This is a genomic window from Cryptosporangium sp. NPDC051539 (assembly GCF_044454545.1).
In the GTDB taxonomy this organism is placed as follows: Bacteria; Actinomycetota; Actinomycetes; order Mycobacteriales; family Cryptosporangiaceae; genus Cryptosporangium.
The window spans coordinates 90,446-103,720 of sequence record NZ_JBITDV010000010.1; the positions used below are offsets into that span (position 1 = coordinate 90,446).

Below are 13,275 nucleotides of genomic sequence, written 5' to 3' on the forward strand. Positions count from 1 at the left end.
TCATTCCTTCCGCTCGAGCCGCAGGGTCGCGATGCGGTGGGCGTCCATCTCTTCGACCGTGAGTTCCCAGGTCGCCGGGTCGATCGCGTCGTCGACCGTGACCGAGTCGCCGACCTCGGGGACCTTGCCGGCCCGGTCGAGGAACAGGCCGGCCAGCGTCTCGTACGGGCCACTGGGCACGTTGAAGCAGATCCGGGTCGCGGCCGCGTCGTCGCGCAGCAGGCCGGAGACCCGCCAGAGGTCGTTGCCCAGCTTGAGCACGTTCAGTTCCGGCGGCCGGTCGTGCTCGTCGCGGACCTCGCCGACGAGTTCCTCGATCAGGTCCTCCAGCGTCACCACGCCGGCCAGCCCGCCGTACTCGTCGATGACGCCCGCGAGCTGCAGCGGTTCCTGCCGGATCTGCCCGAGCGCCTCGTCGAGCTCCAGGGTCTCGGGGAGGACCCCGAGCGGCTCGATCACCTCCCGGATCGGTGTCTGCGCCCGCTCCTCGTCCGGGTAGCGGAAAACGGACTTCACGTGGACGACGCCCAGCAGGTTGTCGAGCTGGTCATCGAACACGGGGAAGCGCGAGAAACCGGTGCTCTTGGAGCGTTCGGCCAGATCTTTGATCGTGCTCGTGGCGGGCAGCGCTTCGACCCGCGTCCGCGGGGTGAGGACGTCGGCGACCGTGCGGTCGTCGAAGGCGAGCGAGCGGCGGACCAGCCGGGCGGTGCCGGGCGCGATCGCGCCGCCGGCGGCCGACGTGGCGATGAGCGAGCCCAGCTCCGCGCGGGACCGGCCGGCGCCGAGTTCGTCGGTGGGCTCGATGCCGAACCGGCGCATCACCCAGTTCGCGGAGCCGTTCAACCCCAGGATGATCGGCTTGAACGTGGCGCTGAACGCCCGCATGATCGGCGCGATGACGTGCGCCGTGCGCAGCGGCTCGGCCACGGCCGCGTTCTTCGGTACGAGTTCGCCGAACACGGTCTGGATCGCGGTGGCGAGGATCAGCGCGATCGCGTAGGAGATCGAACTCCGCGCGCCCTCGGGTGCACCGGCCGCCTCCAGTGCGGGCTCGGCCAGTGCGCCGATCGCGGGTTCGGCGAGGAAGCCGAGCACCAGCGACGACACCGTGATGCCGAGCTGGGAGCCGGACAGCTGGAACGAGAGCGTGCGGAGGGCCGCCAGGACCCGGGCGTCCCGGTCGCTGCCGCCGTCGGCCAGGCGCTGGACGCGCGGCCGGTCGACGCTGGTGAGCGAGAACTCGGCCGCGACGAACACCGCGTTCGCGGCCAGGAACAGCAGCGCGGCGACGAGTGCGACCGCGGTCACCGTCGGACGTTTTCGGGGATGACGCTCATGAGTGGAGATGTTGCCGCATCCCGCTCGTCCACACCCCCGACGATGCGGGTCACAGCGTCTCGTGGGTCACGCGGGACAATCTCTGGGTGGCCTTGGCTGCCGACTCGCCGGTGGGCCTGAGAGACTTGCGTGGTGGCCGCTGTCAGTTCGTTCTCCGATCGGGGAGGCAACCCGCAGGACGTCTTCGTCCGGCTCGGCGTCGCGCTCCCCGGACTCGACCTGTTGTTCCACACCGGTACCGGGGTGCCGGTGTGGTCGTACCCGGTCGAGGCCGGCGAGGGTTTCGACCACTGGTTACGGCTGCGCCGCCTGCACGAACGCACCGGTCTGTACCCGTTCCTGGTCGGCCCCGGGGACGAAACGGCAGATTTGGCCTACATGGCCGAGAACGACAGCGACCCCGGCGCCGTGGAGCGCGGACTGGCCATGGACGCCGCCCGCCGGCTAGCCGAGTTGGCGTCGCTGCAGAACACGATGGCGATCGAGGACGTGTTCGCGTCGCCGGAGCTCGACGTCCAGCCGTCGCCGGAGCCCGAGTTCGTCTGGGACAAGCAGGAGACGCTGGTCGCGCTGATCCCCGCGCGGGCGGGCTTCGAGGTGCCGGGGCTGTTGTCGTGGCAGGGCGCGGTGAACTGTGACCTCGACGGCGCCGATCACGTGGCCGTGCTGAGGCGGTGGCACGACTTGTTCGGGGCCCAGCTCGTGACGCTGTCGTTCGACACGCTGGAACTGCTGGTGCCCACGCCGCCGATGGACCCGAGGCAGGCGGCCGAGACGGCGGTGGAGCAGTACGCGTACTGCCCGGACGCCGTCGACCAGGGGGTCGGCTCGTTAGCGGCACTGGCGGCGGGCCAGGTGCGGAGCCCGAGCTGGTACTTCTGGTGGGATTAGCGCGGTCTGACCGGGTCAGAGGCCGAATGCGCCGCCCTCGACGAGGATGAGCAGGCCGATACCGATCAGGACGACCGGCAGCACGACGTGGCCCCAGCGGGACAGTACCGTCGCGATCGCCCGGCGGGTGGCGAAGTAGCGGCCGGCCGCTACCCAGACCGCGACCAGCACCAGGAACACCAGCACGTAGACGCTCGTACCGGCGGCGCCCGCGGTCGCGAAGACCGGGACGTAGACACCGATGTTGTCGCCGCCGTTCGCGAACGTGACCGCCGCGACTTCCAGGCTCGCCGGCCCGTGGTCGGAGGCCGCGCGTTCGTCGGCGCTGTCGTGGCGGTGTCTCCAAGCCCGGACGCCGGCTCGGATTCCCAGCGCGAGCGGGAGCAGACCGAGGTAGGGAATTGCCGCCTCGGGCAGGAACGTCGCGCCGAACGCGGCGGCGCCGGCCACGACCAGGATGGCCAGGAAGCCGAGGTACTGCCCGACCGTGATCCTCCGGGCCGCGCCCTTGTGCCCGGTGCCTCGAGCGAAGAAGAGCGCGAGCACGAGGATGTCGTCGATGTTGGTGACGGCGAACAGGCCGGCGGCCTGGCCGATGATGCCGACGTTCACGACTCGCTTCCCGGGTCACCGACGAGGCCGCGGCGACTTCCGGTCAGGCGCTCACCCGGCGGCGAAGGTTCCACCAGGTCATCAGCGGGTCGAGGGCCGCGAGGACGTTGGGGTACGTACGCGACCAGGGCAGGATCTCGCCCACCGGCAGCACTCGCCACTCGTCCGAATGGAGCCAGGTCAGTTCGCCCACGAGCACCGCGGACGCGCGGGAAGGGCCGCGGTCGCGGTGCGGGCCGTAGAGAAGCCAGCGGTCGTGCGCGATGCGAAGCGTCATCCAGCCGGGCGGGAGGAAGCCGGAAAACGGGTCGATCGGCGGGTTGGCGGAGTCGGGAACGGGGAGTGAGCGGCCGGCGACGTCCATAACCGCTAGACGCACGTCGTCCGTATCCGGCTCGACGGATCTGCAATTCCCATCGACCACTGGTATGGACCGCTCCGCGCGAGGCAGGGCGGGCTTCTCTCAGCGGTCGAGCCAATCCAGGATCACGGCCGCCGTCCACGACTGCTTCCGGCTTCCCAGCGCCTCGCCCGTCACCGGCTCGTAGTACTCCGAGAACGCGCCGTCGCCGACCAGCTTCAGGGTCTCGCCCCGCAGCGTCTCGGCCTCGGCCGCATACCCGTGCCGGGCGTGCGCCCACCCGAACAACCACGAGATCACCGGCCACTGGGGCCCCCGCCAGTACTCCCGCGACTTGAACCCTTCCGAGTCCGGCGAAACGGTCGGTGGCACTTTCGCGACCAGATCGGGGTGACCGGCCCAGCGCGGACCGTGCAACTCGTCCAACAGGGCTCGCTCCGCGTCCGCGGAGAGACCGCCGGAGATCAACGGCGCGAAACCGGCCAAGGTCTGGACGTCGACCCAGGCGTTGGCGCGCCGGTCGAAGTCGCGGGCGAGACCGGTCGACGGGGAGCACGAGGCCGCGACCGCCGCCCGGGAGCGCGCGGCCCAGGCCCGCAGGTCGGCCACCGACGCGGCCGGCGCGCCGAATTCCGCGCCGAGGTCGGCCAGGACGTCGGACGCGACCGCGAACACCGCACTGACGAACACGTCGGCAACCAGGAAGCTGCTCGTCTCGTAGACCTTCGCCGGGTCGTAGGACGCCCGCCGCATCTCCTCGATCAGCCACAGGTACCGGTCGTACTCGACGTCGGTCGGACGCTCGGCGCCGTCGCGGACGAGCTCACGATCCAGGCGGACGTACGACGGCAGGTCGGGGCCGGGGACGACCGCCGAGTAGGGCCCGTCCCAGCGCGGCGAGTTGTCCATGCCGGATTCCCAGCCGTGCACGACACCGATCAGGCCGGTGCCGTCCGGGTCGCGGTACTGCGAGAGCCAGGCGTGCCAGCGGTAGAGCGCATCCCAGGAGTCGCGCACCAGCCGCTCGCCGGCGGCCCGGTCGGCCGCGGAGCCGCGGCGGGCGACCTCGAGGATCCGGCCGACCGCGATCGCGTGCACCGGCGGCTGGCAGATGCCCGAGGTCAGCGGCGCGTCGGGCGCGGACGCGGAGAGCTCGGCGGTCCCCCACCGGCCCGGGCCCGGGAAGTAGCCACCGCGGTCGCCGTAGACGATGTGCGGCAGCATGCCGTCGCCCCACTGGGCGGCGAGCAGCGTGCGGATCTCCTGACCGGCGCGCTCGACGTCGAGGTGCGCGAGGCCGATCGAGATGAAGGCGGCGTCCCAGCTCCACATGTGCGGGTAGAGCGCCGGCGCGGCGGTGACCATCGTGCCGATGTCGTTGCCGCGCAGCACATCGGCCGCGCCCATCGCGAGGTCGGCGACGTCGTAGGAGTGGGCTCGGCGGACGATCCGGGCGGCATCCGCTGCACCGCGGCTGCGGATCTGGTCGATGGTGTCGACTGCGCCGGCCCGGGTGTGGGCAGGCAACAGGGCAGGCTGGGCAGAAGGCCCGGCGGTCATGACGGTCTCCATCGCGACGTCGATCGTTTAAGGGCATCCCGGCCGACCCAGGGCGCGTTCGCGCTCGAGGCACGGGGCAGCGGGCGCCCGTGAAGACGCCGTGACCGGATGTCGGGGGGCTCGTCCGGGGTGAACCGGCTGCGGATGGAGCCACTCCCTTGCGTCGACGCGCAAGCCACTTGGTTGACACGTGGTGTTTGCGGTCGAGCAACAAGAACGTTACAGAGTTCGGGCCGCGCATGGCACGTTGCGGGTGTCCGTCAGCAGGACGGACCGCACCAGCCTTTTTCTGTCGAGGGTTCGTCCGGCTGGTCATCTGTGCTGCCCGTCCGGCTGAGGGTGCGACGCCGGCGGTGCCGGAACGTGTCGGAAATCACTCTCATTCGACCGACCGCACGCCGCGCAGAGGACCGATCCGGCCGCGAACCGGCCCGCTGATCAGAACGCAGACCGTGGTGACGATCGCCAGCACGTGGACGGTGATCCAGATGCGGTGGTCGGTGGCGACCCCGGCGTCCAGTACCTGCTTGACGCAGTAGGCCTCGTAGATGCTGATGATCGTGAGCAGGAGCGCCGGAACCACGTTCGCGCCCCGCCAGATCCGGTAGACGAGAAACATCTGGAGCAGGTAGCAGACCAGCGCGACGACGGACTTGTGGGTGTCCGAGACGTAGAACGCGAGCGAGTCGGCGAGCACGATGAGCAACAGCAACGTGCCGGGGCGCCGAAGCACCTCCGCCGGTGCCGTGTTCGTGGTCATGTCCTCGATATCGGGGCGCAACGGGTAGATCAGAGCATCTCGGGCCCAGCGCAACGCGTTCGCAACCAACGCACCGCGGTCACCGCCTCGGCGAGCTGGAACCGACGCACCTCAGGGGCGTACCAAGGGGGTGGTTCGAGCCCCACCGTCACCAGGAACCCGGCGATCGCGGCCACCGTCGCGGTGATCGTCGCGGGGGCGACGTCCCTGGTCAGCGGATGGTGGCGGACGATCTCGTCGAGGTCGGCGCCGGTGACCGTCGGGAGGAAGAAGAGCAGGTCGAGCCAGGGCGCGCCGACGCTGGACGAGGGCCAGTCGACCAAGTACACCCGGTCGGCGGTGAGCAGGATGTTGTCGGCCCGGAGGTCGCCGTGCAGGAGCGTGTCGCCGTCGGCGGCCACCGACCAGCCGGCTTCGAGGCGGGCGAGGTCGTCCAGATGTTCGATCGCCCAGCGAGCCAGGCCGGCGGGCAGCGCCTCGGCGACACCGTCCGGGTCCAGCGAGCGCCAGCCGGTGAGGTCCGCGGCCCAGTCGGTCACGAACCGGGGTTCGGTCAGTGGGCTGGGCGTCGCGGCGGCGGCGCACTCGGCGAGCGCGGTGAGCACCCGGTCGAGCTCCGCGTGCTCCCACGGCAGCCGGGGTACGCGACCGTCGACGTCCGTGCAGGCCAGGGCGGCCCACCGCCCGTCGTCGTAGAAGCCGAGCAGGCGCGGCGCGGGGACGCCGCCGGGCAGCACGCCGAGCACGCGGGCCTCGTGGCGGAGCTTCTCCACCGCCCCGGCACCGCGATGTGCTCCGGCGGCCTTGAGGAACGCGCGCCGGCCGTCGTCGAGTTCGACCCGGGACGCGAGCCCGGGCGTGAGGCCGAGCGGCGCGCTCCGGGCACTGACCACCCGCGCGCCGAGCGCCGCTTCGATGCCGTTCCGGACGTCGGCGGGGAGCTCGGCCCAGGTCGGCCGGGGACGACTGCGGCTGCCGGGGCCGGTGGCGGTCACCGCGCCATTGTGGCTGTAATACGGTTCGGCTGTGCCTCCCACCGGTACCGTCCCCCGCGCTCCCCAGATCGAGCCCGACGATCTCGAACCCGCCGACAGCATGCTCGACGACGAGATCGACCTCTACCGCAACCGCGTGACCGGCTCGTACGTCGGTGCGGCCGGGCGCGGCGAGATCGCGACCGTGTACGCCGACGGCGCCGACTTCACCGGCACGAAGTTCGATCCGATCGACCTGTCCGACGTCCGGATCGAGCGGTCGGACCTCGCGGGGGCGCGCTGGGAGGGTGCGTCGGCACGGCGGGTCGAGATCAGCGATTCCCGGCTGGTGGGCTTCCGGCTGATCGCGACGTTCGTCGAGGACGTGCTGATCAGCGGGTGCCGCTGGGACGCCGGCGGGCTGTACCTGCGCCGGGGCAAGGGTTCGGTCGTGTTCCGCGACTGCACGTTCTCCGGGACGACGCTGCGCGGGGACCTGTCCGGGGTCGTGTTCGACGGCTGCGACCTGAACGGCGCCGAGTTCAGCGCGGACGCCGCCCGCAAATGCGACCTGCGCACGTCCCGGATGATGGGCGCGCGCGGGCTGACCACTCTCCGGGGCGCGATCATCACGGCTGATCAGGCGCTGTCCATCGCCGATCTCCTCGCCGTGGAGCTGGGATTCACCCTGGGCTAGTTGCAGGCCGGCTGCGGGCTAGCTGCGGGCCGGCTGCGGGCTAGCTGCGGGCCGGCTGCGGGCTAGCTGCGGGCCGGCTGCGGGCTAGCTGCGGGCCGGCTGCGGGCTAGCTGCGGGCCGGCTGCGGGCTAGCTGCGGGCTGGCAGCCCACGGCTAGGCTGACCCCGTGACTCAGGGTGGGCTGGTAATCGGGGAGGCCGTCGAGGTCGAGCTCCCGGTGGCGCGGCTGGCCACTCGCGCCGCCGCGATCGCGATCGACGCCGCCATCCAGGTCGTGCTGCTGTTCGCGCTGAGCATGCTGCTCGGCGCGATCGCGGCCCGGGCCAACGGCGCCGTGGTGGGCACGCTCTCGGTCCTGATGCTCGTGTTCGTGTTCGTGTTCTGCCCGATCGCGTTCGAGACGTTCAGCCGCGGCCGCAGCCCCGGCAAGTTCGCGCTCGGCCTGCGGGTGGTGCGCGACGACGGCGGGCCGATCCGGTTCCGGCACGCGGTCACCCGGGGGCTGATCGGCGTCGCGATCGAATGGCCCGGGCTGCTGCTCCCGCCGCTGACCTGGATCTTCGGGTCGACGTGCATGCTGTTCTCGGCCCGCGGCAAGCGCCTGGGCGATCTGGCCGCCGGAACGATCGTGCTGGTCGAGCGTCTGCCCGACCTGAGCAGGCGGCCGATCGTCATGCCGCCCGAACTGGCCTTCTGGGCCCGTGACCTCGATCTGACCGGCATCGACGACGCGATGGCGATGACGCTCCGGCAGTTCATCACCCGGGCGCCGGGCATGCGGGCCGCGGCCCGGACGTCGCTCGAGCGCCGGCTCTCGGCCGAGGTGTTCCGCAGCACGACGCCGCCGCCCCCGCCGGGTACGCCGCCGCCGGCGTACCTGAAGGCGATCGTCGCCGAACGACGTCGGCGCGAGGCCGACCGCCTCGCCGCCCGCCGGGCGATCGTCGCGCTCGGCGCTCCGGTGCTGCCCGGGGCTCAGGCTTCGAACAGCTTGTCACCCCAGTAGCCGGTCGGGCTCACACCCGGCGGGCACGCGAAGACCGCGCTCCCGACGTGTTTGACGTACTCGTTCATCGCGTCGATCCGGGCCAGGTTCTGCTGGATCGGGATGAACTGCTTCCGCGGGTCCCGCTGGTAGGCCAGGAAGAACAGGCCCGCGTCCAGCCGGCCCAGGCCGTCCGACCCGTCGACGAAGTTGTAGCCGCGCCGCAGCAGGCGCGCGCCGTGGTTGAAGTCCGGGTGCGCCAGCCGGGTGTGCGCGTTGTCGGCGATCACCGGCTCGGATTCCCCGGTCACGGTGTCGAACTCGAACTCGTCGAACTCGCGGTCGTCGGCGTCGTTGCTGGTCTTCGGCGCACCGGTGCCCTTGAACCGGCCGAAGATCGCCTGCTGCTCGTCGAGCGAGGTGCGGTCCCACGTCTCGATGTGCATCCGGATCCGCCGCGAGACCAGGTACGACCCGTTCGCCATCCACGCCGCGCCGTCTCCGGCACCCGCCCACAGCTGCTGCTCGAGCAGCTTCGCGTCCTCGGCCTTCAGGTTCGCGGTGCCGTCCTTGAAACCGAACAGGTTGCGCGGGGTGGCCTGGTCCCGCGACGTCGAGGACGTCCGGCCGAAACCGAGCTGCGACCACCGCACGGCCACCGCGCCGAAGCCGATCCGGGCCAGGTTGCGCACCGCGTGCACCGCGACCTGCGGGTCGTTGGCGCACGCCTGGATCGCGATGTCACCGCCGGACCGCGCCGGATCCAGCGCGTCGGCCGGAAAAGCCGGAAGGTCCACCAGCGCGGGGGGACGCTTGGCCGCCAGGCCGAAACGCTTGTCGAACAGCGACGGACCGAAGCCGATCGTCAGCGTCAGCTGCGAAGCCGGCAGGCCGAGGGCTTCACCGGTGTCTTGCGGAGGCGCCTCGATCGGTCCGTTCACCGCGCCGAGCTCACCGGCGGCTTCGCCCGCCGTCATCCGCTCCGCGGCCTTCGTCCACTCGCGGAGCAGATCGATCAGGTCCGTCCGGCTCTCGGTGGTGACGTCGAAGCTGACGAAGTGCAGCCGGTCTTGGGCCGGGGTGACGATGCCGGCCTGGTGCGTGCCCCGGAACGGGATCGACGCCGCCGTGTCGCTGCCGCCGGACCGGGCCCCGGACCGGGCGTCGGACACGACGTACCCACCGGCCGCCGCGGCTCCGAGCCCGGCCAGACCCACCGCGCCCGCGCCGAGCAACCGCCGCCGGGAGAACCCGCGCCGGGTGCCGCCCGCGTCCGGCGGTGCCGAGGGTGGGGCTGAGGGTGGGGCCACCGTGGGTGGGGCCGCGGCCGGTGAGGCCGCTGACTCGTCGACCTGAGCGGCCGCGCCGCGGTCGTCCCTGGACGGGTCCATACCGCCTCCGTTCCGTCGGAACGGTGCCCCGGACCGTCGGCCCGGGGCACCGTCACATCCTTACTTCTGGGCGACGACGGCCGCGACCTGGCTCAGCGGCTCACTGAGCGCGTCGACCGCGGTCGCGAACTGCTTGATCTCGGCCTGGCTCAGCTCGGTGTAGAGCTTGAACCCGTCGTCGGTCGTCTGCGCGTCGAGCAGCTTCTGCACCGCGGCGAACCGGGTGTCGAGCTCCTTGACCAGCGCGGGGTTCCGGTCTTCGAGAGTGGGGCGCAGCGCGGCGATCGCCGCCTTCGAGCCCTCCACGTTGGCCTGGAAGTCCCAGAGGTCGGTGTGCGAGTACCGGTCTTCCTCGCCGGTGATCTTGCCGGTCGCGACCTCGTCCAGCAGGCCCTTCGCGCCGTTCGCCAGCTCCAGCGGCGACAGCTTGACCGAGTTGGACTTCGTCACGACTTCCTGGACGTCCTTCAGCAGCTGGTCGGCCAGCGCGCCGTCCTTCGACACGTCCCCGGTGGTCCAGAGATCCTTCTCGATCCGGTGGAAACCGGTCCACTCGGTGCCCGGCTCGACGTCGTTCTCGCGGGCGTCCGTGCGCGGGTCGAGGTCTCCGAAGCTCTCGGCGACCGGCTCGATCCGCTCCCAGTACGTCCGCGCGACCGGGAACAGTGCCTTGGCCTTGGCGACGTCGTTGGCCTTGACCGCAGTGACGAACTCGGTCGTCTTGGCGATCAGCGCGGCGGTCTGGCTCTTGACGTACCGCTGGTAGCTGTCGGTCGCCTCGGCCAGCTGCTGGTCGGTGCCGAGCGACTCGGCCGCGCCGGTGACCTTGAGGGCGGTGCGCAGTCCGTCGCCCTTCATGCCGGGCTTGCAGGCGCCCTGGTACGAGCCGGCCGGCAGCTCGACGATCAGCTTGCGGGTCAGACCGGGGCCGATGTTCTCGACCTCGCCCATGATCCGGTCGCCCTCGGCGTAGACGTAGAACTCGGTCACCTTGGAGCCGGTGTTCTTGATCTCGAACGTGCTCGTGCCGGCGTCCAGCTCGGTGTCGCCGAGCTTGCAGGACGTATCGGTGGCCGCGACCGAGACCGGGCCGCCCTTCGCGTCGCTCTTGCTGTCGTCGGACGAGCCGCATCCGGCCGCGCCGAGCAGCGTGACGCCCGCCAGCGCCAGCGCGAGCACGGTGGTTGGTCTGGTTATCCGCATGGTGGGGGTTGTCTCCTCGTTTACTCGGCCATCGCCGGCCGGGGTGGGGGTTGCGGGGAGCGTCAGGAGGTGGTCGCCGGCTCGGGCGTCGGCTTCGTCGCCTCGGGCTGCTTGCTGCTGGGCCAGAGGAAGAACGTCAGCACCGGAACGACGTACGCGACCCAGGCGATCGCCTGCAGGACCGTCGTCTGCGGCTGGAAGTTGAAGATGCCCTTGAGCAGGGTCCCGTACCAGGAGTCCGGCGGGATCTGCGCGCTGACGTCGAACGCCAGCGTGTTCAGGCCGGGCAGGACCTCGGCTTCCTGCAGGTCGTGGAATCCGTAGGCGAAGATGCCCGCGGCGACGACGACCAGCAGCGCACCGGTCCAGGTGAAGAACGTGCCGAGGTTGATCCGGACCGCGCCCTGGTAGAGCGCGAACGCGAGCACGACCGCGATCGCGATGCCGACCACGAAGCCGAGCAGCGGCCCGGCCTCGCTGTTGGCCTGCTGGGCGGCGCTGAAGAAGAACAGCGTGGTCTCCAGGCCCTCGCGCGCGACCGCGAGGAAAGCCATGAACGCGACGGCGCCCGCGCCCATCGTCAGCGCGGCTTCGAGCTTCAGGGTCAGCTCGGTCTTCATCGAGCGGGCCGTCCGGCGCATCCAGAAGATCATCCAGGTCACCAGGCCGACCGCGACGATCGAGAGGAAGCCGCCTGCCAGTTCCTGCTGCTTGAACGTGTCGAGGCCGGTGACGACGTAAGTGAGCAGCGCACCGAACAACACCGACAGCGCCACGGCTGCCGCGACGCCGGCCCAGACCAGCGGAAGGCGGTTCCGGCGGTCGGTCTTCACCAGATAGGCGACGAGGATGCTGACGACCAGCGCCGCCTCGAGTCCTTCCCGGAGCCCGATCAGCAAGTTCGGGAAGAAGTAGTCCAGCATCCGCTGCCCCTCCACGTCGACGCTTGCCCAGGTCTGAGCCCGCCCCGGATCGCACGGCCGGGGCTGCGGTCGTCGACTGTGCGGTGAAATCGGCAACGCGGAACGCCGCCGAGGCCACCAAGGCAAGCCTTACCAATGCACGGTAAGCCTTAGCTGGGTGGCTTCGTCAACCGGGTACGCCCTACTGGTGTCGTACGCAACCGAAGTGTCAGCTGGACCAGCTGGTCAGGTAAGCGAGCTGGGTCTCGTTGAGGACGTCCAGGTTGACGTCGAGAGCAGCCAATTTGAGGCGGGCTATCTCGCGGTCGATGCCCGGGGGCACCTCGAGGACGGCGGCCGGGAGCGAGCCCGGCTGGTTGTGCAGCAGCCACTCGGCCGACAGCGCCTGGATGCCGAACGCGACATCCATCACCGCCGCGGGGTGACCTTCGGCACCGGCCAGGTTGGCCACTCGCCCCTCGGCGACCAGCAACAGCCGCCGCCCGTCTTCCTGCACGTACTCGTCCACGTGCGGACGCACCTCGAGGTGCCGGTCGACCGCGTTCGCCGCCAGCCAGGCCACATCGATCTCCAGGTCGAAGTGACCCGCGTTCGCGAGCACCGCGCCGTCTTTCATCAACGCGAAATGCTCGGCCCGGATGACGTCACGGTTACCGGTCACCGTGATGAAGACGTCACCCACCGGCGCCGCCTCGGCCATCGTCATCACCGCGTAGCCGGACAGCGTGGCGTCCAGGGCCCGGGCCGGGTCGACCTCGGTGACGATGACCCGGGCGCCGAGCCCGGTCAGCCGCGCGGCGACGCCCTGGCCGCCGTAGCCGAACCCCGCGACCACCACCTTCGCTCCGGCCAGCAGCGTGTTCGTGCTGCGCAGCAGGGCGTCGATCGTGGACTGCCCGGTGCCGATCCGGTTGTCGACGAGGTTCTTCGTCGGGGTGTCGGTGACCGCGACGACCGGGTATCGCAATCCGCCCGCGGACGCCATCGCCCGCAGCCGGACGACGCCGCTGGTCGTCTCTTCGCAACCGCCCCGGAGGCCGGCGATCAGGTCTTGGTAGTCGGTGTGCAGCGCGGTCGCCAGGTCGCAGGCGTCGTCGAGGACCAGGTCGGGCGGGCGGGCCAGTACGGCGTCCAGGTGCTCGCGGTAGGTGACGACGTCGGAGCGGTGCCGGGCGAAGACGCTCACGCCGAACTCCGACACCAGCGCGGCCGCGGTGTCGTCCTGGGTGGAGAGCGGGTTCGACGCGCAGAGCCGGATCTCGGCCCCACCGGCCTGCAGCGTGCGGACCAGGTTCGCGGTCTCGGCGGTGATGTTCAGGCAGGCGGCGATGCGGACGCCCTCGAACGGGCGCTGCGCGGTGAACCGGTCACGGATCGCCCGGAGCACCGGCATCGACCGGTCGGCCCACTCGATCCGGTTGTGGCCGTGCGCGGCCAGCCCGAGGTCGGCGACGTCGTGCTGCATTCTCGGTGCGCTCACTGAGCAACCGCCTCGTCGGACCGCCGGGAATCGGCCGCGGACGAGACCTGACTCGGAGGTGCGGGGGGCACGGCCGGCGCCGGAAGGCCCTCGTCGG

At 71.1% G+C, this 13,275-nt stretch carries 13 protein-coding genes; 3 read left to right on the top strand and 10 right to left on the bottom strand.

The annotated features are described in order from the left end of the window. Nucleotides 1–1,311: a hemolysin family protein gene (locus tag ACIBZJ_RS28900; protein ID WP_395935050.1), complete on the bottom strand. Its 1,311-nt coding sequence runs from the start codon at nucleotides 1,309–1,311 to the stop codon at nucleotides 1–3. Nucleotides 1,312–1,473: 162 nt separating this feature from the next. Between ACIBZJ_RS28900 and ACIBZJ_RS28905 the strand changes: the two genes are divergently transcribed. Then, the gene (locus ACIBZJ_RS28905; protein WP_395935052.1) at nucleotides 1,474–2,232 is read left to right on the top strand and encodes a DUF4253 domain-containing protein; all 759 of its coding nucleotides are present in this window, start codon (nucleotides 1,474–1,476) and stop codon (nucleotides 2,230–2,232) included. Nucleotides 2,233–2,247: 15 nt separating this feature from the next. Here the strand turns inward: ACIBZJ_RS28905 and ACIBZJ_RS28910 are convergent, their stop codons facing one another. The 5 genes from ACIBZJ_RS28910 to ACIBZJ_RS28930 form a co-directional block, all read right to left on the bottom strand. Next, nucleotides 2,248–2,844, bottom strand: coding sequence for a cadmium resistance transporter (locus ACIBZJ_RS28910; RefSeq protein WP_395935054.1), 597 nt, complete (start codon nucleotides 2,842–2,844; stop codon nucleotides 2,248–2,250). A 43-nt stretch (nucleotides 2,845–2,887) separates the two neighbouring features. Next, nucleotides 2,888–3,223, bottom strand: a complete 336-nt coding sequence (locus ACIBZJ_RS28915; RefSeq protein WP_395935056.1) for a hypothetical protein — start codon at nucleotides 3,221–3,223, stop codon at nucleotides 2,888–2,890. Between the two features lie 84 nt (nucleotides 3,224–3,307). Then, on the bottom strand, nucleotides 3,308–4,612 hold the full coding sequence (locus tag ACIBZJ_RS28920) for an MGH1-like glycoside hydrolase domain-containing protein (protein WP_395935572.1): 1,305 nt from the start codon (nucleotides 4,610–4,612) through the stop codon (nucleotides 3,308–3,310). Nucleotides 4,613–5,144: 532 nt separating this feature from the next. Further along, a complete protein-coding gene (locus tag ACIBZJ_RS28925) occupies nucleotides 5,145–5,525 on the bottom strand; it encodes a hypothetical protein (protein WP_395935058.1) in 381 nt (126 codons plus the stop codon). A 29-nt stretch (nucleotides 5,526–5,554) separates the two neighbouring features. Next, nucleotides 5,555–6,520, bottom strand: a complete 966-nt coding sequence (locus ACIBZJ_RS28930; protein WP_395935060.1) for a phosphotransferase family protein — start codon at nucleotides 6,518–6,520, stop codon at nucleotides 5,555–5,557. Between the two features lie 31 nt (nucleotides 6,521–6,551). On the opposite strand from ACIBZJ_RS28930, the gene ACIBZJ_RS28935 reads away from it, so the two are divergent. Further along, nucleotides 6,552–7,196 carry a pentapeptide repeat-containing protein gene (locus tag ACIBZJ_RS28935; protein ID WP_395935062.1) on the top strand — a complete coding sequence of 215 codons (645 nt, stop codon included), beginning with the start codon at nucleotides 6,552–6,554 and terminating at the stop codon, nucleotides 7,194–7,196. A 166-nt stretch (nucleotides 7,197–7,362) separates the two neighbouring features. Next, nucleotides 7,363–8,202, top strand: a complete 840-nt coding sequence (locus tag ACIBZJ_RS28940) for an RDD family protein (protein ID WP_395935064.1) — start codon at nucleotides 7,363–7,365, stop codon at nucleotides 8,200–8,202. Here ACIBZJ_RS28940 and efeB read toward each other — a convergent pair. From efeB to ACIBZJ_RS28960, 4 genes are all read right to left on the bottom strand, one after another. Beyond that, the gene (gene efeB, locus ACIBZJ_RS28945) at nucleotides 8,172–9,572 is read right to left on the bottom strand and encodes an iron uptake transporter deferrochelatase/peroxidase subunit (protein ID WP_395935066.1); all 1,401 of its coding nucleotides are present in this window, start codon (nucleotides 9,570–9,572) and stop codon (nucleotides 8,172–8,174) included. The two genes, ACIBZJ_RS28940 and efeB, sit on opposite strands and share 31 nt — an antisense overlap. Before the next feature lie 60 nt (nucleotides 9,573–9,632). Beyond that, entirely contained in the window at nucleotides 9,633–10,775 is a 1,143-nt protein-coding gene (efeO, locus tag ACIBZJ_RS28950) for an iron uptake system protein EfeO (RefSeq protein ID WP_395935068.1), read from the bottom strand. A 62-nt stretch (nucleotides 10,776–10,837) separates the two neighbouring features. After that, nucleotides 10,838–11,698 (bottom strand): iron uptake transporter permease EfeU, encoded by an 861-nt coding sequence (efeU, locus tag ACIBZJ_RS28955; protein WP_395935070.1) that lies wholly within the window; start codon nucleotides 11,696–11,698, stop codon nucleotides 10,838–10,840. Nucleotides 11,699–11,906: 208 nt separating this feature from the next. Then, nucleotides 11,907–13,163: an adenosylhomocysteinase gene (locus ACIBZJ_RS28960; protein WP_395935574.1), complete on the bottom strand. Its 1,257-nt coding sequence runs from the start codon at nucleotides 13,161–13,163 to the stop codon at nucleotides 11,907–11,909. Between the last annotated feature and the right edge of the window lie 112 nt (nucleotides 13,164–13,275).

Excerpts from the sequence above, each read along its gene's own strand:
- ACIBZJ_RS28920 (WP_395935572.1), bottom strand. The coding sequence starts at position 4,612 with ATGGGCGCGGCCGATGTGCTGCGCGGCAACGACATCGGCACGATGGTC.
- ACIBZJ_RS28925 (WP_395935058.1), bottom strand. The coding sequence starts at position 5,525 with ATGACCACGAACACGGCACCGGCGGAGGTGCTTCGGCGCCCCGGCACG.
- efeB (WP_395935066.1), bottom strand. The coding sequence starts at position 9,572 with ATGGACCCGTCCAGGGACGACCGCGGCGCGGCCGCTCAGGTCGACGAG.
- efeO (WP_395935068.1), bottom strand. The coding sequence starts at position 10,775 with ATGCGGATAACCAGACCAACCACCGTGCTCGCGCTGGCGCTGGCGGGC.
- efeU (WP_395935070.1), bottom strand. The coding sequence starts at position 11,698 with ATGCTGGACTACTTCTTCCCGAACTTGCTGATCGGGCTCCGGGAAGGA.
- ACIBZJ_RS28960 (WP_395935574.1), bottom strand. The coding sequence starts at position 13,163 with ATGCAGCACGACGTCGCCGACCTCGGGCTGGCCGCGCACGGCCACAAC.